Here is a 24,406-nt window from a genome sequence, read left to right as displayed (position 1 = left end):
AAGCAAGATGATAAAGACTACCAATTGGTAGTCTTTTTTTTAGATATTATAATGCGTTCTAATGACTTTTCTTACCCGAATTAATCTATAAATGCCTATAAAAAGCAAGACTGCTGACACTATGATTAGAACGATGCCATAAGATTTTAAATCGGAAAAAAACTCTAATTTTAAAATGGTAACACCTGTTCCTAAAATCACTAGAAATGTTCTGAAATACGCCAGAAACGTCCGTTCGTTTGCAAGTTTGGTACGTTCAATAGCAAGCCAATCGCGGGTTATAAGAGGATCTTTAGTTTCCATTATTTTCTCAAGCTGTCTAGGGCGTATTTACCAGCACCTGCTAAAAAGAGTGCTACAAAAGCAAACAAAAATAATAAGGCATGTTCCTTCGTCGCTAGATCGTCTTTTGCATGCACAACAAAAGCAGCAACCATCATAGTTATGGCAGCAGGAATAGCAGCCCATTTCGTCTTGTAACCGATAATAATTAATATGGGAGCCACCACTTCACCAATGAGGCAAAGGATTAATGAGACTGTCGGGCCTAATCCTAAGGGATCTCCAAAGTCTGAAGGATTTGAAAGCATGCTTATTTTTGGAATACCATGGGTGAGCATAAATCCGCCAAATCCAAGTCTCATAATGAGTAATGCCAAGTCTGTAAAGTTTTTTTTCAACATATGATAAAATTTAATTAGTTACCTTTTAAAAGATTAATACTGACGGTTGCCAGATCACTGTCTGGGAATTTAGAAAAATAATTCGGATCTGGATGAAGTCCGGCTTTTTTAGCGACGTTCAAAAACACCTCCACTTCCAATATGTATTGATCACTATAGCCATGCGTTGCATCGTATGCTGTTGCAGCAGTTCTACCAATATTTTTAGCTACTAATTGTGGTTTGACGGTGTGTAATTCTATAATTAACAATCCAAATCGTTCCACATATGGTTTCCATTTAAAAAAGTGTTCCAAAAGAGAGTCTTCAACAACATTGTTGTTTAGTCGTTTTCCTTCTGAAGCATAGGCACCAGTAGATGCACTGTTTTGTGTCTTATTCAAATCTGGTTGATCCCAAATGCGATTATGATCTAGAAAGGTGCGCACATTCAATAAATCTTTCAATTCGATATTGTAGTCTTCTTTTAAGTCTTTGGCGAGTAAGTCTGGTCTTCCAATATCGCCCCAAATGACTTTAGCCCAAATATCGGCTTTGATCAAATTAGCTCTTGTCACCTTCAGAGCTGCTTGATTAAAATCGGCCCCTACTAATAATAAAGGATGTTCATCGAGCATTTTACCTCGGAGTGTTTGGTGTTCAATGACATCAAATATGTGTTGAATAAAAGCACCGTTTCCACAACCCATGTCCAGTATGCCTTTTGGTTGGTCATCAATAGGCTTATTAAACAGTTCAATAATCACTTGGTCGATCACCTTAAAATAGGTAGAGTGTGCACCTCCACTTCCCCAAACGTTCATTTCCCTATCGACATGTTTTTCTGTATCATCCTCAGAAGTAGTTTTGAGGATGGTAGCATTTCCAAAGATTAATTCATCAAGATGTACAAAAGTAGGTAAATAAGAAACAGTGACACCATAAGCACTCGCACGTTTAGCAAAAAATAAGCCTTTGTCTGTAAACTGATACGTGTTTTTCTTTTTATTAAACCATCCTAAGTGCGCAAAAAAGTCGAGTATTTTTTTAAAACTCTCCGGGTTTTTATGGTATTCTTCTGCCGTAAAAGAGGCTTCCATAAAATATTTATGAAATAAACCATTGACCCCTAAAAGCACAATAATAGGTGCGACAATCACACCTTCAATATGCTTTAAAACTTGAAACGCTATCGATGAGTCATCTGAAACATCTAAGCCATAGTTGGCTTCAAAAGCCTTAAAGTTTTTCTCCAAGGCACCAAATGCGTCAGGTCCAATTTTTTCCTCTGGAAAACGCACAGAATACTGTAAAAGCTGAACGGCCTGTTCATAAAGAGGGATGAGTTGAAAGGCTTCCGCACTTTTTTCATTCGTTTTATAGGTAACGCTATTATTTTTATTATCTACTACTTGATCAAGCCAACCTTGTGATGCTAAAACTCGCAAAGCGACATTAAGATACCCATTGTTCGCTTTGAATTTGGTTGCTAAACTGTCAATATCTACTTTTTGTTGCTTGAGCAGATCCTCCAAAACACCATTTTGATACAAGCTGAATGCCGTTGTTGCTGTGGCAATACCATCGAGGTGTCTAAAGATCGTGCCTCTAAAATGTTCTTTGTCGGTTTTGGAAAGCATACTCGTGTAATGTTTCCTATAAATATAAAAAATCCATCAATAGTGCGATGGATTTTAGGAAAGGAATTACCAAGTTATTGTTTTATCAGGTGGTGACAAGGCATTACAATGCACATTAACCATTTATGCTGTTAAAAGGTTCATCCAATGTGGTGCCATTGAAATGCGATTATCGAAGTTTTGGAAAGTCGGTAGGACTTACTTCATTCATAACATGATAAACGGCTTCGAAAATGTCTTCAGCAGATGGCTTTGAAAAGTAGTCTCCATCTGTACCATAGGCAGGACGATGCGCTCTAGCCGATAAGGTTTTAGGTTGGCTGTCTAAATATTTAAAGGCATTTTGAGTATTCAAAACTTGATCTAAAATGTAAGCGGAAGCACCTCCAGGAACATCTTCATCGATGACCATCAAACGATTTGTTTTCGCCACACTTTTTACAATATCGTGATTGATATCAAATGGTAATAAGGATTGCACATCTATCACTTCCGCATCAATACCGACCTCTAAAAGCTCTTTCGCTGTTTGTTCGACAATTCTGAGTGTAGAGCCGTATGATACCAAGGTAATATCCGTCCCTTCTTTGATGGTTTCAACAACACCAATGGGCGTTTTGAACTCGCCAAGATTGTTTGGCATTTTTTCTTTTAAACGGTAGCCATTCAGACATTCAATAATTAACGCAGGTTCATCACATTCTAGAAGTGTGTTATAGAATCCTGCCGCTTTTGTCATATTCCGAGGAACTAGCACATGAATACCTCTTACCAAATTAATAATACCGCCTAACTGTGATCCCGAATGCCAGATACCCTCAAGTCTATGACCTCGAGTTCTAATAATAAGTGGTGCTTTTTGTTTGCCTTTCGTTCTATATTGTAAGGTGGCAAGGTCATCACTCATGATTTGCAATGCGTACAAGATATAATCCAAGTATTGGATTTCAGCTATTGGTCGCAATCCTCTCATAGCCATGCCAATGCCTTGTCCTAAGATGGTCGCTTCTCTAATGCCAGCATCCGCAATTCGCAATGCACCAAATTTGTCTTGAAGCCCCTCGAGTCCTTGATTAACATCACCAATGTTACCTGAATCTTCACCAAAAATCAAGGCTTCAGGATACTTACTGAAAATAGCATCGAAGTTATCCCTTAAAATGAGTCGAGCATCTACGGTTTCTGCGTTGTTATCATAAGACGGCTCTTTTTCAGACGCATTTAAAACCGATTTTTTTGACGCACTATGTAAATGTGAACTATAATTTGGTTGAATGTTCGCTATATAATTGTTGATCCATTGTTGCAATTCTGCTTTTTCATTCGAAGTTTCTCCAACCAAATAGCGTAAAGCTTTTCTCGAAGATGCAATCACATCTTTTCTAATAGGCTCTTTGATATCCTTTAAATCATTAATGATTTTAGAGATAAATACTTTGTTAGCGCTCGTATTTGCTGCAGCTGACAATAATTTTATTGCTTCTTGTTGCTCATTCAATATAGGTTCAAGATATGCATTCCAAGCAGCCTTTTTGCCGTCTCTAACATTCTTTTTTATGGATTTTTCTAGCGTCACAAGCGCTTCTTCAGTAGCGATATCATTGTTGATCATCCAAGAGCGCATTTGCGCAATACAGTCGTATTCGGTTTCCCAATCTAATCGCTCTTTACTTTTATAGCGTTCATGAGATCCAGAAGTGGAATGTCCTTGAGGTTGTGTAAGTTCTACAACATGTATCATCACAGGAACATGCTCTTCTCTAGCAATTTCTTCGGCTCTTTGATATGTTTCAATAAGTGCAGAATAATCCCAACCGTTTACTTTTAAGATTTCATAGCCTTTATCTTCATTGGTTCGTTGAAATCCTTTTAAAATTTCTGAAATGTTTTCTTTGGTTGTTTGGTGTTTAGCGTGTACAGAAATTCCATATTCATCATCCCAAATGCTAATCACCATAGGGACTTGCAAAACACCTGCTGCGTTGATAGTTTCAAAAAACAATCCTTCACTCGTACTGGCATTGCCAATGGTTCCCCAAGCAATTTCATCACCATTTACTGAAAACTTGGTCGTATCGATACCTTTGACATTTCTATAAATTTTTGAGGCTTGTGCTAAACCTAACAATCGTGGCATTTGTCCTGCTGTAGGAGAGATATCGGCACTAGAGTTTTTTTGAGTGGTCAAATTTTTCCATTCTCCTTTTTCATCCAAGCTATGCGTACCAAAGTGGCCACCCATTTGTCGCCCTGCGCTCATTGGGTCGGCATCGATAGATGTATGCGCATATAATCCTGCGAAAAATTGTTGAATGGTGAGTTCACCAATAGCCATCATAAAAGTTTGGTCTCTATAATATCCAGAACGGAAATCGCCATTTTTAAAGACTTTGGCCCATGCCAGTTGTGGCACTTCTTTACCATCACCAAAAATACCGAATTTAGCTTTTCCGGTAAGTACCTCACGTCGTCCTAATAAACTACACTCTCTGCTGGTAACAGCAATTTTGTAATCATTTAGAATTTCACTTTTAAAATCTTCAAAAGTGATATCAGGAGATACTTGGGTTTGTGTGGACATAGCTAAATATTTAAGGTACAAATTTAGCTATTTTTTGCTAATGTTACAACGTTGGATATTGTTATAATATTAGGAATATGTCAAAAAATAGCAGTGAATTTAGATAATATAACAAATAATTCTAAAAATAAGCAATTTCATTAAGAATATTTTAATACCATTTTCTGCGGAAAAGTCCGAAAAGAGCTTGAGGATCAACGGTAAATTTGATTCTTATTTTTTGATCATAATTCGGTTGTCCGATTTCCCAACCTAGATTGGAATACACCGGAAAGTACAATTCAAAATAATCGGTGACCAAATCCACTTTTATTCCAGAGTCATAAACAAATGCTGGATTTTGATTTTTGTTTTTTAATAAACCGATATCACCATAGGCTTCAATATATTTCCAAATGGTAGTACTCATATTTGCAGTAGTCATCCATTGATTGGCAAACGGCGTTTCCAATTTTGATTTAAAACCACCTTCTGCAATAATAATTTGCTGACTAAAAATACCTGAGTCTTCGGAGCGACCTAAATAATTATAATCGAACAAGTAATCGGTTGGTCTGTCCAATGCAAAACTAAAGTAATCGGATGCTGGATTGGTATTGTTATATAAAAAGGCACCAGCAAATAATCTCAGGTTAAACTGTCTGTTGCTTTCAGAAAGTTTACGATATTCATAATTCACTGATATTTTTCCAAATTTGTTGGCTACTTGTGCATCGTAATACCAACGGTTAAAGTTCACGAGCCCAGGTTTAGAGTTGATGTAACGTAAGTTAAGAACACCATAATCAGGTTCTAATAAGTCTTCGATAATCGCATTTTCACCAACTTCTCTTTGGATACTGATATATCGCAAATTCAAAAATCGCGACTTATCTGATCTAAAATCATCATTATCGCGAAACAGAAAGGACAAACTCGGAGTCAGGATGGTCACAAAGGAGTCTTCGGCAAAGGAATTATATTTAGCAATAATACCATAAGTAATATTATACAAGTCTGTGCCTTCTAAAAAATGGGTATAAAACACACCACTTCCTCCAGTAAGTGATTTTGATTTCGTCGCATATACTGGTGAAAAACTATAATTGAGTCGTTTTCTTAGGACCGTTTTGTTGTAAAATTTAGCACCTAAAGTGAGGCCGTCATAAATGTTTCGGAACTCCACTTGTGGCATTAAGAAAACTTGATTGTAATTAGGGTCTTCAACGTCTTTTATAAGTCTGAACTGAAAAGGTTTATTATTGAAAAAGAAGCCTTTCAAAGACTTGTAATTATCTCTTAAATTGTATTCAGGGATGGTGCTATCATAATTCAGCACCAATTTATCCAAACTGTCTTTAGCAATTGTAAGTGATTCGACACCGTGAATGTTTTCGATCCACCTTTTACTGAGTATGGAATCATTTTGAAGTGTAAACAATGACACAGGCATGCTATTGTCACGTTTGTTCTTTATGATAACGGTCACTGAATCCTCAGTTTTGTCAACACGCTTTATTTTAAAATCAATTTTCTTTCTGGAATCAATATAATCGGTGAAAAACCAGTCGATATCTTTAGGGGTTTTAGATTTAATTAACTGCTCAAACACTTTTGAACTTGTGATGTTTAATTGTTGATTATTCAAAAATTCTGAAATAGTCGTTTCCATAATATCACTATTAATGAAATCATCTAAGTATCTCAGGCCGAGTCCAGCTTTATACTTACCAGCAATATTGGCGTTGAATTTGATCAAGGAATCCTTGGAGGTGGTTAATGGTTGATCTCTATTCGTTCTGGCCATTTGCATAAAAAACAGATTGAATTGATCATTATAATCCAAGTCCGCAGCGTGAAATGAACGGATACCCCAAACATCAGCTAATTTTCCCAAAAGTTTGGTGTCCTGGTAATACGTGTCCACATATTTCATCAAATAATAAATTTGAATTCCGTCTCTTAACCAATAATCTTTTCTTGGATTGATGAGTAAGGTGTTCTCCAAATAATTATTTAAGGCTGTTTTCAGTAACTTTAATTCATATTGAAAATTATCAGTAAAGGGTAGAATGAAATCTGGTAACTGATTGAGCCCATAAAGTGGATCTTTTTTATAATCGTTTTGCGTAATAAGTAAGCGTTCATGAGGATATGCTCCAAGATTATCCGTAATAAATCTGGTAATCTTATCCGTTATTATGGCTTTTTCTTCGGAAGCTATGCCGTCGCTAGATAGATTGGAATAAATCGTGAAATCGTCCGTTTGAACAAATTTGAAATCTGAGTATTTTTTCAGAATCAAGAGCGTATTTACTCGGTTTTTGCCATGCAGGAAAAAGGTTTGTTTATTTTGAGTTTGCTTTACATCCAAAGTATTTAGTTCTGAAATAAGTTGGTAATTCAGTGGAAATTCTATTTGAATTGTCAAATCCGCTTTCGGAATGAAAAGATCATCTAAATTTTTATTACTGTAATACTGCCACTCACCGTTATAAACCGCAGGAGTAATGTACCAATACTTCAAATTGACGTCATAATTTGTACTAATGCCATATCCCGTAAAGCTATCAGAAGGCATAATAACATCATAAAATAGTTGAATATCGTATGATTCTTGTGGTAACAAAGGTTTTTGTAGTTGCACTTTTATAACGTCAGGATGTGCCTCCACATTGGAAAATGTTAGTTCGTTTTCATCTTCGTCAAGCATTTTAGTCACCACTGTAAATCCGCGTTGATCGCTTTTTGCAAAATGAAATTTGTCGCTGAATTCTTCCGTAAAACGTTTGGCTAAAGGTGTTTGCTTGGTGGAGTAGGCGTTATTCCAATCATTTAAATAGATAACCGATAAGGTGTCATTACTCGTGTTTTTATAGACAATCTGTTCATTGATTTTAATGCTTTTGTTAGCTATATCGAATTGGGCTTTAAGGTCAATTTTATTTTGTCCTAAAATCGTGTGATAGCTCCAAAAACAGAGTAGAAAAAATAAAACGGATTTTAATTTCAATGTGCTATTATGAATTTTAAAGGTTTCACTTGCAATTTTGAATCTGTAATATAATAGATGCCGTTAGCAAATGAAGCGGTATTTACAGGTATTAACGTATAATTAACGTCGAGGGTTTTTACTTGTTGTCCCATGCTATTATAAATAAAAAGATGCGAGTTATGCAGTAAGCTGGCATCTGCTTTTAGGACGAGTTGTTGATCTATCATATTTGAACCCACGATGGTCATACTAGTTTCTGAAAACGTCTCTGGAATTCCAAGTAGAGTTTGGTTGGTTGCCAGTTCTAAAGTCACGGGTAAATGATCACTAAAATTATGAAGGGCATCTCTTAAAAAGAAGGGATAGTCTGATCCATCACAATCTGAAGAATTAATGGCCTGATTATAACAATTTGGGTTGGCATTATTACCATAAACTTGGTAACTATCTTGTACAAAATATAACTCAGGATCAGCGTTCATATTTTCTGAAGTCATGATGAAATCAAATCGATCGTCAAATCCTCCAGTCGTACCACCTAATCCCGTTTGTGTTCTTGTTGATTGCGTCATTACATCCACATAATTCGGATTGTTATGCCAGCTTCCAATACGGTTCGCGGGATCTATAAATTTGATATTGTTATTGTTATCTGCATCCAAAAATTCTTGAAATGCAGGTTCTGACTGTGTATAAACGTTGAAATCTCCGGCTAAAACCACATGACTATTTGGAGGGAAGCCGTTTAGATAATTTGTTAAATCTTCAGCCATTTGGAGTCTATAAGCTTGGTTGTCAATGCCACTAGACGCTTTTAAATGACAAACGATCACATCGACATACACAGGATTATTTATTTGGTCTGTCGTATTAAGTTTTAATTGATAGTGGTTAAAATCTCTAAATATGGTCGTAACAATAGTTTGACTTTCGAGGATCAACTTTGAACTGTCATAATAAATAAGTTGTTGCAGGTCATTTTGATCGCTAATGTTGTCATCAGACGTATTTAATTCAAATACGGCACTTTGATAGTCAGCATTTATAAATTGAAGAGAGCTCAATAGCGTATTAGCACCTTCACTATTATTGAGCTCGCACACCATAAAAAGGTCTGGCCTATAATCATTTAAAATCAGTTCCAAATCCTGTAAGCGATTGGGTACAGCGTTTTCCAAAGGAAAGTTTAACAGATTATAAAACATAAGCTTTACATGGTCTTGAGCAAAACTGAATTGACCTGTAAATAGGGCACAAGTGATAACCAGCAGATGTAGTCGCTTAATCATTTATAATATTTAGGTACTTGAAATTAGTTTAGAAATTCGGACTTAAGCCATATTCTTTATAGAACTTATCTAAAATTGAAATCACTTCGTCAGCTGTGTCGACCACATGTATCAAATCGAGATCTTTTTCGCTAATGTTATTGTTGGCTGTTAAAAGGGTGGTTTTCACCCAATCGATGAGACCTTCCCAAAAATCAGAGCCTACAAGAATGATAGGGAATTTTTCAATTTTATTTGTTTGAATAAGGGTTATCGCTTCAAAGAGCTCATCGAGTGTTCCAAATCCGCCTGGCATGACCACAAATCCTTGAGAATATTTAACAAACATGACTTTTCGAACGAAGAAATAATCGAAGTCTAAGCTCTTGTCGTTATCGATGTAAGGATTGTCATGTTGTTCAAAAGGCAAATCAATATTGAGGCCTACCGATGTTCCACCAGCAATATGTGCACCCTTATTTCCTGCTTCCATAATCCCAGGACCTCCACCTGTAATGACGCCGTAACCATGATCGACAATTTTAGTGGCTACTTCCTCTGCCAATTTATAATATTTATGGTCTGGTTTTGTTCTTGCCGATCCAAAAATAGAGACGCACGGACCTATTTTACTTAGTTTTTCATAGCCATTAACAAATTCACCCATGATTTTAAAAATGGCCCAAGAATCATTGGTTTTAATCTCATTCCAACCCTTATGGTTTTGTTCTTTTCTCATATATCGATAATTATTTACAACTTGTCAAAGTCACAAATTTAAAGGAATTCAATATAAAAACCGTTACTAATTAGTGAATTAGTTGTACGAGTTATAAACAAAAAAGGCAGCTGAATCAGCTGCCTTATCTATATGTATTACTTGTTATTACAATGGTTTTCTTCCCGTTATAATATTGTACAATATCACAATTACTGCAATTACCAGTAAAATATGAATTAAATTACTTGTTCCTAATCCAGGAATCACCCCTAGAAATCCTAACAGCCACGCGATTATACAAACCACGGCTACCAGCCAAAGAATACTTTTCATAATAGTTAGTTTTTATGTTATAGTACTAATTTAATGAAAATAATGATTGAAATTACATTTTGAAGCGATACGGCAAACAATATAATCAATAGAGGACATATTCCTGCTATTTCCAGAAAATGCTTAATACAGCTCTTTTTTTAAGAATTTTGCGGTGTAACTTTTCTTATCCTTCACAATCTCTTCAGGCGTACCTTTGGCTACTATTTTACCGCCACCTTGACCGCCTTCATAACCAATATCAATTATGTAGTCACACATTTTTATCACATCCAAGTTATGTTCTATAATCAATACTGTATTCCCTTTGTCTACCAGTTTGTTCAGTACGAGCATCAAAACTCTGATGTCTTCAAAATGCAAACCTGTGGTAGGTTCATCCAAGATGTAGAAGGTGTTTCCAGTATCGCGTTTGCTTAACTCAGTAGCTAATTTTATACGCTGTGCTTCACCACCAGATAAGGTTGTACTTTGTTGTCCTAAAGTGATGTATCCAAGTCCAACATCTTTGATGGTTTTTAGTTTTTTATGGATTTTTGGAATGTGCTCAAAGAAATCGACGCCTTCATTTATGGTCATGTTTAAAACATCGCTTATCGACTTCCCTTTGTATCTAATTTCTAAGGTTTCTCGATTAAATCGCTTCCCTTGGCAAGTTTCACATTCAACATAAACATCAGGGAGAAAGTTCATTTCTATGACTCGTAAACCACCGCCTTGACAGGTTTCACAACGTCCGCCTTTTACATTAAAGCTGAAACGCCCTGGTTTGTATCCGCGAATCATCGCTTCTGGGATTTTAGCAAATAAGCTTCGGATTTCACTGAAGACACCTGTATAAGTCGCTGGATTACTTCGAGGAGTTCTCCCTATGGGTGACTGATTGATATCAATAACTTTATCGCAATGCTCAAGTCCTTTGATGCTTTTATAGGGCATTGGTTTTTTTACACCATTGAAATAATGGGCATTCATAATAGGATATAGCGTCTCATTTATCAAGGTAGATTTACCACTCCCTGAAACTCCTGTGATACCAATCATTTGACCTAACGGCAGTGTTACCGATACATTTTTAAGATTATTACCAGTGCAGCCCTTTAACTCAATCGTTTTGCCATTGCCTGTTCTACGTTCTTTTGGAACAGGTATTTCCCGTTTACCGTTGAGGTAGTCTGCCGTTAAGGTATCGTGTGTCAATAATTCTTTTGGACTTCCAATACTTATAATTTCACCACCATACTTTCCGGCTTTCGGACCTATGTCAATCACATAATCGGCACGTTCAATCATATCTTTATCATGCTCTACAACAATCACTGAATTACCGATATCTCTCAGAGATACTAAAGAATTTATGAGTTTTTCGTTATCTCTTTGATGTAAGCCAATGCTTGGTTCGTCTAATATGTAAAGCACACCAACCAATTGCGATCCAATTTGGGTTGCCAGTCGGATACGTTGTGCTTCACCACCTGAAAGCGATTTTGAGCTTCTATTCAAGGAGAGATAATCTAACCCAACATCTAATAAGAATTGAAGACGCGATTTTATTTCTTTAATAATCTCCTCAGCTATCTTAAGTTGCTTATCACTCAAATGCTTGCTTAAATCGAGAAACCATTGCGATAAGTCTACAATATCTTTATTGGCCAAATCGGCGATGTTGAGCTCATTGACTTTAAAGTACAGTGACTCTTTTCTTAGGCGAGATCCTTCACAAGTTGGACACTGCACCTTGTCCATATAATCTTTCGCCCAACGCTTTAGAGAGGTTGTTTCAGCATTTTTATACTGACTTTCAATAAAGCTAGCAACACCTTCAAAATCAATTTTATAGTCGCGAGTCACGCCTAAAGTTTTACTTTCTACGGAAAACTTCTCATTACCACCATACATGATCATCTTTCTGGCTTCCTCAGGAATACTTTTGAAGGGATCACTCAGACTAAATTCAAAACGCTGAGCGATGGTTTCAAACTGTTTGAAAATCCAGCTGTTTTTTTGAGGTCCATGTGGCGCTAAGGCACCTGCCTTAATAGATATCGAATCATCAGGTACAATCTTTTGTTCATTGACCTGATATAAAGTTCCAATACCATTACACGTTGGACATGCGCCTTTAGGTGAGTTAAACGAAAAATTATTGGGTTCGGGATTGGGATATGAAATCCCTGAAGACGGACACATGAGGTTACGACTAAAATAACGAGTGTCGTTCGTGTCGTGATCTAAAACCATCAAGACATCCTCACCATGATACATGGCCGTGTTGATAGTTTCAGAAAGACGTTTATCGTTATCGTCCGTATCGTCAATTTTTAATCGGTCAATGACAATCTCTATATCGTGGGTTTTGTAACGATCTAACTTCATGCCTTTTACAAGATCACGAACTTCGCCATCCGTTCTAACTTTGACAAAGCCCTGTTTCCCAATCTGTTCAAATAATTCTCTGTAATGTCCTTTTCGAGAGCGAATTACAGGCGAAAGAATATTTATTTTTTTTCCTTTGTACGATTCCTTGATCAATTCCTTGATTTGCTCATCACTGTAGCTTACCATTTTCTCACCCGTATTATAACTGTAAGCATCACTAGCGCGCGCGAATAATAGTCTTAAGAAATCGTAAATCTCGGTGATAGTCCCAACCGTAGAACGAGGCGATTTGCTAGTTGTTTTTTGTTCTATCGCAATCACAGGTGAGAGTCCATCGATTTTATCTACATCAGGACGTTCTAAACCGCCTAAAAATTGTCTTGCATACGCTGAAAAGGTCTCAATATAACGACGCTGGCCTTCCGCATAGATGGTATCAAACGCCAATGATGATTTTCCGCTACCTGAAAGTCCAGTAATCACTACTAATTGTTCTCTTGGAATGGAAACATCAATGTTTTTCAGGTTATGGACTCTGGCTCCTTTAACCTCGATGGCGTCGTTAAAATGACTCATAAATATTTTGGAATAACTCTTTTGGTTTGCAAAGTTGCAAAGGTACTGATTTTGAGTTTAAAAAATAAGTTAACTGTTCTTGTGGTTTTGTTAAAAGTAACACCTAGGTGATTTGTAGAATATTCTCACAAAACACTCATTTTTTTATGTGTAAATATCTAATTATCAATTAAATATACGTAGAACTACGTATGGTATCATGCTTCCAATTAGTATACTTTTAAAGAATTAACAAAATCACATTTATTATGAATAATCAAAGACATCACGGCAGACATAGTTTTGTCGGAAAAAATGAATTGTGTTCAATGAGTTCTTATGACAAAGAACAAATTGGACGTTTTGGTCGTATGTTTCGGTCGTTATCACCTTTATATTTAAAACCGAAAAGTCTCGAAGCCTTAGGTAGCGCAGATGGTCCTATGTTATCTAGTGATCCAGCTAATTTTACCAACGATATTCCATTGGGAATGATCTTTTTTGGACAGTTTATTGACCATGACATTACTTTTGATACTACGAGTAATTTTTTCAGTATCAACAGTCCAACTGAGATAGAAAACACGAGGAGTGCTAATTTGGATTTAGACTGTGTATTTGGTGGAGGACCAGAAGACGAACCTTTTTTATATGACAATCCAAATACTAGAGGGCTATACCTTCTTACAGGAAAGACCAACAACAATCAAGGTCAAGGAGTAGCACTTGAGAAACATGATTTACCCAGAACAGGAACAGGGACTGCGATTATTGGTGATCCTCGTAATGACGAAAACAGAGTGTTGTCACAATTACAATTGGCAATGATTCGATTTTATAATGCTGCCTATGATAATTTGAAGTCAGCTTATGCCGCGAATAGTATCAGTAAATCTTCAAAAGACATCTATGAAGAATCTAGAGAACTCGTGACATGGCATTATCAATGGGTCGTCATTAATGAATTCTTACCAGCGATGTGTGGTCAAAAAATTGTTTCAGATATTTTAGGAAAGGGAAGGCAGTTTTACAAACCGTGTGACACAGGCTATATTCCAGTCGAGTTTTCAGTGGCGGCTTATAGATTTGGTCACTCGATGATCGCAGAGAATATTAAATTGCAACCTACAGGTAATGAAGGAAGTATATTTTCTCCAGCTATTGGTATGGGATTTTCTCCGATAAAAAACAACAATCAAATTATTGAATGGAAATCATTTTTTGATTTTGATGGGACACATCAAAAAGCAGAACAACTAGACACGAAATTGGCCAAAGCTTTGTTAGATTTAAAATTTATTAATTCTACTAATCCAGCTGATCGCTCACTAGCCACAAGGAATTTAAGACGAGGGCAGAGCTTTTTGTTACCTTCTGGTGAAAGCGTCGCTGAATATTTAGAACGTCCACAGAGTGAAATCGACGATGTAAAAAACCTCATAAATAACATAGCTCAAACACATGACATTGATTTGTCTGCAGGCACACCATTATGGTTCTATATTTTGGCAGAGGCTGAAGAGATTGGAAAGCTGAACGATTCAGGTGGTTCAACTCCAGGAGAAGGTCTGGGACCAGTAGGAGCGATTATTGTGGCCGAAGTAATTATCGGACTTTTAGAATTAGATCCGCATTCATTCTTAGGTAATAATAGAGATTGGACACCTTCCTTCGGAAATGGCAATGAATTTACTATGAAGGACTTATTGGAAATGGCAAATACGGCTATCGAGTTATAGCCATTTTTATGTGTTTACTCTTAATTTTTTAGAATCCAATTTTCTTAAGGTATAAGGGGTTTGTTGTTATGATATCGAGAATAGTTATCGATAAAATTTCAATAACAAAATGTAAATAATTATACTTGTGTAAGAAATTTAAAGACGAAGCATATGCAATTATTAGGAATAGGATCTAGAATAAACCATAAGGACTATGGAAAAGGCGTGGTGACTAATGTTACCTCCAAACATTATTGGGTCACTTTTATGGAAAGCGGATTAGAAACCATTGATATTGATAGCGAATTCGAAATCATTGAGGCCTGCGAAGATGACGTAGATACCGTAAGTTTTGCTGAAGTAGAAAGTAGTTTGGTCCATATTTTAAAACGCTGGAGCGATGTTAGTGAGGTGGTTCCGATTGGCGAGAAATGGAAAGGTGGACAAATGATCTTGGAGCCTGGAGATACCGATTTAAAAGGAAAAACCATACCTATAGATCAATTTTTTCACAAGATTACGATGGTTAGAGATCGTTTACGAGTTATGGAGCAAAAAATCAATTCGAGTAAGAATTTAGATGAACAGGAAAAAATAGATTTGCAACAGTACATCACAAGGTGCTATGGAAGCTTAACGACTTTCAATGTGTTATTTAAGCTAAAATCGCATCAATTCGTAGGTCAAAAGAGTTCCTAGTTTATCTATTCGACATGATAAAAAAAAGCCTTTCTAATATTTAGAAAGGCTTTTTTAATAAGCTGTGAAAGCTCATTTATTTAGATTAGTCTTTTATAACTCTAATCGTTTTATTAGCATTACCTACAGTAACTCTAACAAAATAAGCACCTGCTTGTAATCCCGACATATCGATAGTTGAATCTGTTGAATTAGGAGTACTAGTTAGTACGTTTTGTCCAAGCAAGTTCATAACAGTTACATTAGAAATTTCATTTTCAGAATGTAATACCAAATCATCTTTTACAGGGTTCGGATAATATGTAAACATATTAGGGTTGTCAAGATCATCCACACTTAATGATGCACAGGTAACTGATGCCGCCCAACCTGTTTCTGACACTGAACCATCAGAATTAAATTCAACGGTTAAAGCTCCTGATGGATCTGTAGAGGTAAAAGAATCACCAATATTTAATTCACTGGTACCTACACTTGGTACACCACCATCACCACTTTCTTCACCACAAAGTGTCTGAGCCAATACTGGGAAGGTATTGTCTGGACCATCATAAATAGTTAGGAAATCCCAACAACCATCTTGACTACCAGCACCCGTTGCAGTTTCAATATCTACATATGTAAAAGTGATTGTTACTGTGTTGCCAGCAGCATCTGGAAATATAGTCGTTGTATAAGATTCATCGTCAGAATAAGTACCAGAGTTACCTCCAGTATCTAAAAAGATCCCAGTGGTACAATCTGCAGGAACAGGGACATAGGTGGTGCTAAAAGAGAACGGACCAGCCCATGCAGAAACACCATCCACGCCACAATCTGCTTGCACATAATACTCATAGATATTATCACCTGCTAAGCCAGAAGCCGTGTAAGGATTACTTACGCCAGTTACTGTAGCAGTTCCAGTGACGGTTCCTCCAGCAGTAATATCAACAATTTCTAAGTTCCAAGATGTAGATGCACCGTTTTCGGTCCAACTAAGATCTGCCGAAGTTTCAGCGATGTTTGATGCTGTTAATGCAGAAGGAGTAGGACAAGTCTCAATTGTTGAGAAAGCAAATGGTCCAACCCATTCGGAAACACCATCAACACCACAATCAGCTTGAACATAGTATTCATAATCGTTGCTCTCGGTTAATCCACTTAAAGTATACGGATTAGTGACGCCACTATCTGTAGCAGTTCCTGTAGCAGTTCCGCCAGCAGTTACGTCCACTAATTCAATATTCCATGAAGTTTCTGAGCCTTCAGCTGTCCAACTTAAATCAGCAGTGGTATCTGTGATATTTGCAGCTGTTAAACCCGAAGGATTAAAACAAGAAGGTGCTTCACCAAATACAACCGTATCAATAGCGATATCACTCTCAAAATCTGGTCCTCTAGTTGCTCTAAATGTCACTTGTACTACTGATCCAGCGTAGGCTGATAAATCAATAATTCCTGTAATAAAAGGGTCGTTTTCAAGTTGTTGTTGTCCTGAAACTGAAAACTCAAGATTACCATTGACTAAGACGTCTAAGGTACCCATATCACCACCAAACATGTGATAATCAAATGATACAGAAGGATCGGTTAAAGCAGTTAAATCTACTAATGGCGAAAATAACTCTGTTATGGCACCAGCACCTGGTCCAGTTGCTTCTGTGAATAGATAATTACCATCACTCACGCCAGGTCCAGGACCTGTTCCACCTGAAGAAGTATCAGTAGTAGCTGCAACCTCCCAGTTGTAACTATCAGCACTTTCATTGGCAGACCAGCAGTTTTCAGAAAGGAAACTCGATCCAGCAACCGTAAATGTTTCAAAGGTTTCAGTATATGGGGCTGCAAACACATCACAAGCTGTTCTAAATGCAAATGGACCAGCCCATTGGGATACTCCATCAACACCACAATCTGCTTGCACGTAGTATTCGTAGTCGTTATTAGCCGCTAAACCACTTACTGTGTAAGGATTTGTAACACCTGTATCTGTAGCAGTTCCTGTAGCAGAACCACCAGCCGTAATATCGACAATTTCAATATTCCAAGACGTTGCTGCGCCATTTTCAGTCCATGACAAGTCTGCATCCGTATTGGTAATATTTGCTGCCGTCAAATCGCTTGGTGTCGGACAACTTTCAATAGTGGTAAATGCAAAAGGTCCAAACCATTCAGACACGCCATCAGCGCCACAATCAGCTTGCACATAATATTCATAATCGTTCACTTCCGTTAATCCCGTTACCGTATAAGGATTGGTAACTCCTATATCTGTAGGTGTTCCTGTAGGTGTTCCACCAGCAGTGATATCCACAATTTCAATATTCCAAAGTGTTTCAGAACCTCCAGCAGTCCAGCTTAAATCAGCCGTTGTATCGGTAATATTGGCGGCATCTAAATTAGTAGGCGTAAAGCAAGAAGGTGCTTCATCAAAAACAACCGTGTCGATAGCAATATCACTTTCGAAATCAGGTCCTCTAGTCGCTCTAAATGTCACTTGTACTGTGGATCCAGCATAAGCTGATAAATCAATAATTTGAGTTATAAATGGATCGTCTTCGAGTTGTTGTTCTCCGGAGACTGAAAATTCAAGATTACCATTGACCAAGACCTCCAGTGTTCCCATATTGACACCAAACATGTGATAATCAAATGATACAGAAGGATCGGTTAAAGCAGTTAAATCTACTAATGGTGAAAATAATTCTGTAACCGCACCAGCAGCTGGTCCAGTTGCTTCGGTAAATAGATAATTACCATCACTTACACCAGATCCAGGACCTGTTCCACCTGAAGAAGTATCAGTAGTTGCTGCAACTTCCCAGTTGTAACTATCAGCACTTTCATTGGCAGTCCAGCAGTTTTCAGAAAGAAAACTCGATCCAGCAACGGTAAATGTCTCAAAGGTTTCAGTATATGGCGCGATAACTGCAGCACAAGCTGTTCGCAATGCAAAAGGTCCCACCCAATTGGAAGTACCATCAACGCCACAGTCTGCCTGAACATAATACTCATAGTCATTATCCGGAATTAAACCAGTAGCCACATAAGGATTGGAAACTCCTATATTCGTAGGGGTTCCAGTAAATGTGCCACCTGCGGTAATATTAACAATTTCGATATTCCATAAAGTTTCTGTATTTCCAGGAGTCCAAGTCAATTCGGCAGTCGTATCAGTAATATTTACTGCGGTTAAATCCGTAGGATCAATACAAGCTGGAGGTGCTTCTGATGTAATTGTTGGAGACTGAAAGCAGAAGCCGTAATTATAATCAGCACCAGCTGGGTCATCGTTATAGCTAATTCTATAGCGGAACCCTGATAATTGTGTCGCACTAAATCCTGAAATATCAAGGATTACGGTCGTATAGCTTTCTGGAGTCGCTGCACAATAATCATTGGTAGGGGCTCCTGCTGTACCAGCATCAAACTCTGGTCCCCATGCTAACCATGTGGCGCCATCAGCGTCCCAATATTCAAATAGTAGGGCATCATTGGCTAAATATCTATACACATAATCACCAGATACAGTAAGCCAAGTTTCACCAGCATTAAAAGCAGCAGTTAAATCGATAATTGGAGATTCTGCCGCAATGTCATTGTCGACACCGCTTCCTGCATCATCATCATCAAAGGCAAAGTTAGCGTCGGTAGTTGTTGGATTCCCTTCTAAGATATCTGGGTTTGTTTCACCAGCATCAGACCCAGTGAGTGTCCATGCCGCGTTGGGCCAATTGGCGTTGTCGTTTAAGGTTTGCGCCCTGACTTGAGTCATGATCATCAAGCAAAACAGCAAAAAAGTAATTTTTTTCATAATTTTTTCGTGTTAGAATTAATTAAATTAATTGGTGTTTAAAAATATTAAAATTTAATCGATTAACTTAATCTTAAGACGATAATTTCTTATGTTTTGTAACGAATTAAATTTTTGTAAATGTTAATCTTCCATAAATTTCGTTTCGATTTGCTCTAGCTCCAGTCCGAACATAAAAAATTTATGAAATGTTGGTAGTTGGACACCTGTGTTGGTAGTCGTCCAGTCTTCCCAAGTTGCTTCGAGGCCATCAATAGGAAGAATATCTACCCACATTTGAAAACTTTTTGGTTTTCCGTTAGTGTCTAAGTGCCATAGATAGGAGTCTCCTGGCGTAGAACCACCAGTTGTGTAAGTAACTAGTAAGGCCTCTTTATTGTTTTCAGTTGTTACAAGTCGGCGTTCAACACCTTGATCAAAAACCTTAAAAGGGCCCACAAGCCAAAAGGTATCATTGTTGAATAAATTTTGAGCTTTTTCAATAAGTTCAACAGCATCCTCGTGGTCTACGAGAAGTTCATTTTCAAAAGCCTCACTAGTTAAAGGTGTCGTCAGATTTAAATTCACTTTATAATTTTTCCAATAGACCTCGCAAGTATTTTGGGATTTGTTCCATTTAAAATGATGTCGTTTTTTAAATGTGAACTCTATATAGTCTGTGGCTTGATAAGCCTCGTAATTTAAGGATTTTAGCATCTTTTGCGCCAACTGGTCTGCGGCTTCACCTTGTATGCCTTTCGGGAGTTCTTCGTTGTATTTTACATACATAAAAGCAAAGAGAAGTAGGGTAGGTAGCGTAAAGAAAATGATGATACCGCCTATTATTTTTAGAATTTTTTTTGGTTTTGGCACTATTGTTATAATTTATAATTATTGAATATTATTTAACTTCTGTTTAATACCATTCGCTAGTGTGAGCGCTGCATCGTTATGAAATCGAAACCACAATTCAGGCTCAATGAGTTCTAGTTCAGAAAGTGCAATGTGTCCATTATTATCCTCGAAGATATCTACCCTCGCATATATAGGAAGTTCAGGACAAGCTTGAACCGTGAGTTCTGAAAATTCAATTTCATCATTTGTAGGCAGGTAATGATGTACCGAACCTCCAAAATCGTCTTGCACTCTAAAATCACCTTTTTTAGCCTTTTTCAGAATAGCATAGGAGAAGACACCGTTGAAAACCATCATGGATACTTCTCCTTTTTTTACAATATTATGTTGAAACGGTTGAAGCATCATGGCTTCATTTCGAATTAATTCCTGAAAAATGTGTTCATGGCTTTCGAGTGTTTCAAGATGTAATTTGTAAGTATGTCTTGCAGCACCTGAAACACAAGGTTTTAAGACAGTGTCATTCCAACCTAAAATATCATGTAATTGAACAAGGGTCACTTTAGCACCCTTTTCTATGAAATGACTTTCAGCAATATGTATCTTTTTCTTTTGAAGATATAATAGATAGTGTTTGTCTAAGTTCCAACGAATCAGCGCTTCAGAATTAAAAAGGATGGTTTGAGTAGCTACTTTTTCTAACCAGTTTGAAAATTCCTGAAAACGATCAAAATAGTCCCATGTTGTTCGGAACAGTACAGCTTTTGTAGTAGACCAATCAAAAAACATATCATCCCAAGCTAACCGAATGGTTCTCAAACCCAATTGTTCTAGAGCGTGATAGACCAATCGGTCTTCATGGTATACATTGTGTTTGTAGATATCTGTTTTAGAATCATTGAGATAACGATGATCTGTTAAGATCACGACATCATAATTTGTTTTCAATTCAATTGTCGTTTTTGTAGCCATCTGGACGCCTTGATCTTATAGGAGCCGCAGGTTCTGGCATTAATTCAAATTCATTGTTTTCAAGTTGTTTCAGCGCTTCTTCAACAGCTCGTTCCAACTGTGGATCTTTGCCTTCAAGTACTAATTTTGGATGTTGAATGACTTCAATATCTGGAGCAATACCTTCACCTTCAACCGCCCAATTGCCATCAACATCATAAAAACCACCACGAGGCGCTACCATGCGACCACCATCAATAAAAAGTGGTGTATCCCATGTCCCTACAAGTCCTCCCCAAGTTCTCGTGCCTACTAGCGTACCGAGATTAGCTTCTTTGAACATGTAAGGTAGTAGGTCGCCTCCAGAGCCTGCACGTTCATTTATGATCATGACTTTTGGCCCCCAAATTCCTGCCATTGGAGTGGTCCATGGTCTATTGCCTTTCGTTTTACTATTAAAGTAACCAAATAGTTTACGTGACATGATATCAATCATATAATCAGCAGCAGAACCACCACCATTATTACGTTCATCAATGATAGCTCCTTTTTTATCCTGTTGGGAGAAATAATAGCGATTGAACGATGTAAAACCGCCACCTCCTGTGTTAGGCACATACACATAAGCTAATTTGCCGTTAGACAATGCATCTACTTTACGTCGGTTTCCTTCAACCCAGTCCACATAACGGAGTCCTCGCTCACTGCGAATCGGCCTAATTAATACCGTTTTAGCGCCTTCCATCGTAGGCTGGTTATTTACCGTGATATGTATTTCTCTATCTGCAGTCTGTTCTAACAATTGATAAGGGTTTTGATTCGTGGACAAAGTCATACCATTTATGGCCAGAATATAATCACCTTCATTAATGTTCGCACCAGGTTGTGCTAGAGGCGCATCAGTTCCTGGGTTCCATCGTTCGCCCGTGTAGATTTTTTCAATTTGATAATAATTTTTGGTCGCTTTTAAATCGGCACCCAATAGTCCAACAGGCACAAAATCAACATCGGGTAAATCTCCTCCCGATACATAGGAATGACCAACTGCAACTTCACCACTCATGATGTCGACTACATAATTTAAATCGGTTCTATGACGTACGTGATCAATCCAAGGTGCATACCATTCATAGACGTCATCCCACGGTGCACCATGAACATTACTAACATAAAGGAAGTCACGCATATAGCGCCAGCCTTCCTTAAAAATTTGATGGTATTCCTCTTTGGGGTTAATTTTTACCTTGAGATTGGTATTTATTTTATCTTTAGAAAAATCTGGTTTCCCCTTAGTATTGGAAATGGCCCATTGTCCGCCTTTATTTAAGAGCACAGATTTTCTATCGTCAGAAACAATCATATTTTGGATGCCATCAGCGAAATCGTCAGCTTTATCTTTTTCCAAATCATAATCATGAATTTTCATCCCATTGCCATTTTCAATGGCTTCAGCAATAAAGACATGACCTTTTGGAGCTTTTGCGAGACCAACATAATTGCCATCAGGTAAGCTCATTGCAACGGCGCGATCAAAAAGGCCATCCGTGTCAATGGTAACCAAACTGTCTTTTTTGTCTCCATTCTCTTTATCTTTGTCCTTGTCCTTGTCCTTGTCCTTGTCTTTGTCTTTGTCTTTGTCTTCCTCTTTCTTATCCTTTTCTTCGGAACTTTCTTCGTCTGACTTTAAGTGATTTGGCGCTTTATCTTTTGAGTTAAGAACAATGGTATAAAGACTGCGTGTTGTTTCTGGATCATAAGAACTCATGTCAAGCCAGCCTGTCGCTAAACCATAATTGGTACTTGCTAAGGTATATAAATATTTGCCAGACGCATCCCAAACAGGACTGATTGCATCTGCAATAGGATCTGTAATCGGAATGATTTTTTTAGAATCGATATTGTAGGCATAAATGGATTTAAAGCTGCTGTTGTTTTGTTTTGCGTAGGCTATCCATTTGCTATCTGGTGACCAGACCGGATTCATACTACGATTTGGATGAGCATAGCCTTCCGTATCGGCAACATAGGCTTTTTTACTTTCCAAATTGATAATCCATATGTTGAAATCGGTATCTGTATAAGCAAGATGCGTCCCATCTGGAGACCAATCTGGTTGAAAATAAAACGTGTGATTAGGAAGTTTAATAAAGGTTTCATTTTTACCATCTTGATTGGCAACAACCAACTCATACTCGCCGTTTTTATCAGAGAACCAAGCAATTTTATCACCTTTAGGAGACCATATTGGTGTACGATCTGCAACACCGGAAGAGTTTGTCAAATTTCTCCAAGTTCCGTTTTCTTTTGGTACGGTGAAAATTTCTCCACGATGTTCAAAAATCGCACGTTTACCATTCGGCGAAATGTTAGGATTTGACAGTTGTCTTCCAGTGACATCTTCCCATCGTGTACGTGCAAAATTTAAATCAGCTTTCACTGTGATGTTCAATTTTCTGGTGGAATCATCGTTTGGATCTAATATATGCAAAGAACCACCTTGCTCATAAACTATATGCTTATCACTTGCATCTAAAGATTTTACGTCAAACTTTTTGTGAAAGGTATGTTGTTTTTCAGTCTTTGTTTTAGGATCGAAAGACCAGATGTTACTGGTGTAATCACGTTCAGATAAATAATAAACAATACCATTCAACCAAACTGGATAGAGATGTCGTTCTTTATCTAATTGAGGCGTTCTGATTAAGTCTTTGGTTTCTAAATCCACAATCCAAATAGGCATCGCTTGTCCACCTCGATAATTTCGCCATTCAGGGTCCCATGAGGTGATTGGAGTGTAGGCAACCTGTTTGCCATCAGCAGAAATTTCGCCATAAGCCGCTCTAGGGATGTCCATCGAAACTGGCAGTCCGCCTTCAACGGAAACCGTGAAAAATTTATTGGTTTGGGTAGGTCGACCTTCTCGATTTGAACGAAATAGGACACGTCCGTCAGGTGTCCATCCCTGAACAATATCTGCGGAAGGATTGTACGTGAGCCGTTTCGGTTCGCCTCCAGTAGATGGTATAACGAACACATCAATATTGCCATCATATTGGGCTGTAAAAGCAATCCAATTGCCGTCTTGTGAAAAATGAGGACTGGATTCGTAGCCTTCATCACTTGTAAGTCTTATGGCTGTTCCACCGTTAACTGACGCTTTCCAAAGGTCATTAGCGTACACAAAGACCACGTCATTGTTATGTAAAGTAGGTTCACGTAATAATTTTGTTTGGGAGCTTACGCCTAATGTGACTAGGCTCATGAGGATTAAAAAGTAACGTTTCATAAAATG

15 protein-coding genes are annotated in these 24,406 nt (G+C 37.6%); 2 read left to right on the top strand and 13 right to left on the bottom strand.

All coding sequences use genetic code 11. The features are described 5' to 3' along the window. Positions 1 to 39: 39 nt before the first annotated feature. The 9 genes from ACU8DI_RS07735 to uvrA form a co-directional block, all read right to left on the bottom strand. Positions 40 to 303 carry a DUF202 domain-containing protein gene (locus ACU8DI_RS07735; RefSeq protein WP_447112194.1) on the bottom strand — a complete coding sequence of 88 codons (264 nt, stop codon included), beginning with the start codon at positions 301 to 303 and terminating at the stop codon, positions 40 to 42. Beyond that, positions 303 to 683: a DoxX family protein gene (locus tag ACU8DI_RS07730; RefSeq protein ID WP_447112193.1), complete on the bottom strand. Its 381-nt coding sequence runs from the start codon at positions 681 to 683 to the stop codon at positions 303 to 305. The genes ACU8DI_RS07735 and ACU8DI_RS07730 overlap by 1 nt, the downstream gene beginning before the upstream one ends. Positions 684 to 697: 14 nt before the next feature. Then, entirely contained in the window at positions 698 to 2,302 is a 1,605-nt protein-coding gene (locus tag ACU8DI_RS07725; RefSeq protein WP_447112192.1) for a class I SAM-dependent methyltransferase, read from the bottom strand. Positions 2,303 to 2,471: 169 nt separating this feature from the next. Next, the gene (locus ACU8DI_RS07720; RefSeq protein WP_447112191.1) at positions 2,472 to 4,883 is read right to left on the bottom strand and encodes an alpha-ketoacid dehydrogenase subunit alpha/beta; all 2,412 of its coding nucleotides are present in this window, start codon (positions 4,881 to 4,883) and stop codon (positions 2,472 to 2,474) included. Positions 4,884 to 5,034: 151 nt separating this feature from the next. Next, entirely contained in the window at positions 5,035 to 7,875 is a 2,841-nt protein-coding gene (locus tag ACU8DI_RS07715) for a metalloprotease (RefSeq protein WP_447112190.1), read from the bottom strand. Beyond that, a complete protein-coding gene (locus ACU8DI_RS07710; RefSeq protein WP_447112189.1) occupies positions 7,872 to 9,146 on the bottom strand; it encodes a hypothetical protein in 1,275 nt (424 codons plus the stop codon). The genes ACU8DI_RS07715 and ACU8DI_RS07710 overlap by 4 nt, the downstream gene beginning before the upstream one ends. A gap of 28 nt (positions 9,147 to 9,174) precedes the next feature. Next, entirely contained in the window at positions 9,175 to 9,864 is a 690-nt protein-coding gene (locus ACU8DI_RS07705) for an LOG family protein (protein ID WP_447112188.1), read from the bottom strand. 147 nt (positions 9,865 to 10,011) lie between these two features. Then, positions 10,012 to 10,179, bottom strand: coding sequence for a lmo0937 family membrane protein (locus ACU8DI_RS07700; RefSeq protein ID WP_447112187.1), 168 nt, complete (start codon positions 10,177 to 10,179; stop codon positions 10,012 to 10,014). Between the two features lie 123 nt (positions 10,180 to 10,302). Beyond that, positions 10,303 to 13,134: an excinuclease ABC subunit UvrA gene (gene uvrA, locus ACU8DI_RS07695; RefSeq protein ID WP_447112186.1), complete on the bottom strand. Its 2,832-nt coding sequence runs from the start codon at positions 13,132 to 13,134 to the stop codon at positions 10,303 to 10,305. A gap of 248 nt (positions 13,135 to 13,382) precedes the next feature. Here uvrA and ACU8DI_RS07690 point away from each other — a divergent pair, with 248 nt between their 5' ends. After that, positions 13,383 to 14,852 carry a peroxidase family protein gene (locus tag ACU8DI_RS07690; protein WP_447112185.1) on the top strand — a complete coding sequence of 490 codons (1,470 nt, stop codon included), beginning with the start codon at positions 13,383 to 13,385 and terminating at the stop codon, positions 14,850 to 14,852. A 153-nt stretch (positions 14,853 to 15,005) separates the two neighbouring features. Next, entirely contained in the window at positions 15,006 to 15,533 is a 528-nt protein-coding gene (locus tag ACU8DI_RS07685; protein WP_447112184.1) for a hypothetical protein, read from the top strand. Between the two features lie 85 nt (positions 15,534 to 15,618). Here the strand turns inward: ACU8DI_RS07685 and ACU8DI_RS07680 are convergent, their stop codons facing one another. The 4 genes from ACU8DI_RS07680 to ACU8DI_RS07665 all read right to left on the bottom strand — a co-directional run bounded on the left by ACU8DI_RS07680 (position 15,619) and on the right by ACU8DI_RS07665 (position 24,400). Then, positions 15,619 to 19,329 carry a fibronectin type III domain-containing protein gene (locus ACU8DI_RS07680; RefSeq protein WP_447112183.1) on the bottom strand — a complete coding sequence of 1,237 codons (3,711 nt, stop codon included), beginning with the start codon at positions 19,327 to 19,329 and terminating at the stop codon, positions 15,619 to 15,621. A 123-nt stretch (positions 19,330 to 19,452) separates the two neighbouring features. Beyond that, a complete protein-coding gene (locus ACU8DI_RS07675) occupies positions 19,453 to 20,181 on the bottom strand; it encodes a hypothetical protein (RefSeq protein WP_447112182.1) in 729 nt (242 codons plus the stop codon). Between the two features lie 18 nt (positions 20,182 to 20,199). Then, entirely contained in the window at positions 20,200 to 21,111 is a 912-nt protein-coding gene (locus tag ACU8DI_RS07670) for an ATP-grasp domain-containing protein (RefSeq protein WP_447112181.1), read from the bottom strand. Position 21,112: 1 nt separating this feature from the next. After that, entirely contained in the window at positions 21,113 to 24,400 is a 3,288-nt protein-coding gene (locus ACU8DI_RS07665; protein WP_447112180.1) for a S41 family peptidase, read from the bottom strand. Between the last annotated feature and the right edge of the window lie 6 nt (positions 24,401 to 24,406).

This window comes from Psychroserpens sp. BH13MA-6, from assembly GCF_052983595.1.
The sequence above is the reverse complement of the archived record's forward strand: the minus strand, read 5'-3'. Positions and strand labels throughout refer to the sequence as shown.

Coding starts and splice junctions, on each gene's coding strand:
- ACU8DI_RS07735 (WP_447112194.1), bottom strand. CDS start 303: ATGGAAACTAAAGATCCTCTTATAACCCGCGATTGGCTTGCTATTGAA.
- ACU8DI_RS07730 (WP_447112193.1), bottom strand. CDS start 683: ATGTTGAAAAAAAACTTTACAGACTTGGCATTACTCATTATGAGACTT.
- ACU8DI_RS07725 (WP_447112192.1), bottom strand. CDS start 2,302: ATGCTTTCCAAAACCGACAAAGAACATTTTAGAGGCACGATCTTTAGA.
- ACU8DI_RS07720 (WP_447112191.1), bottom strand. CDS start 4,883: ATGTCCACACAAACCCAAGTATCTCCTGATATCACTTTTGAAGATTTT.
- ACU8DI_RS07710 (WP_447112189.1), bottom strand. CDS start 9,146: ATGATTAAGCGACTACATCTGCTGGTTATCACTTGTGCCCTATTTACA.
- ACU8DI_RS07705 (WP_447112188.1), bottom strand. CDS start 9,864: ATGAGAAAAGAACAAAACCATAAGGGTTGGAATGAGATTAAAACCAAT.
- ACU8DI_RS07700 (WP_447112187.1), bottom strand. CDS start 10,179: ATGAAAAGTATTCTTTGGCTGGTAGCCGTGGTTTGTATAATCGCGTGG.
- uvrA (WP_447112186.1), bottom strand. CDS start 13,134: ATGAGTCATTTTAACGACGCCATCGAGGTTAAAGGAGCCAGAGTCCAT.
- ACU8DI_RS07690 (WP_447112185.1), top strand. CDS start 13,383: ATGAATAATCAAAGACATCACGGCAGACATAGTTTTGTCGGAAAAAAT.
- ACU8DI_RS07685 (WP_447112184.1), top strand. CDS start 15,006: ATGCAATTATTAGGAATAGGATCTAGAATAAACCATAAGGACTATGGA.
- ACU8DI_RS07680 (WP_447112183.1), bottom strand. CDS start 19,329: ATGAAAAAAATTACTTTTTTGCTGTTTTGCTTGATGATCATGACTCAA.
- ACU8DI_RS07665 (WP_447112180.1), bottom strand. CDS start 24,400: ATGAAACGTTACTTTTTAATCCTCATGAGCCTAGTCACATTAGGCGTA.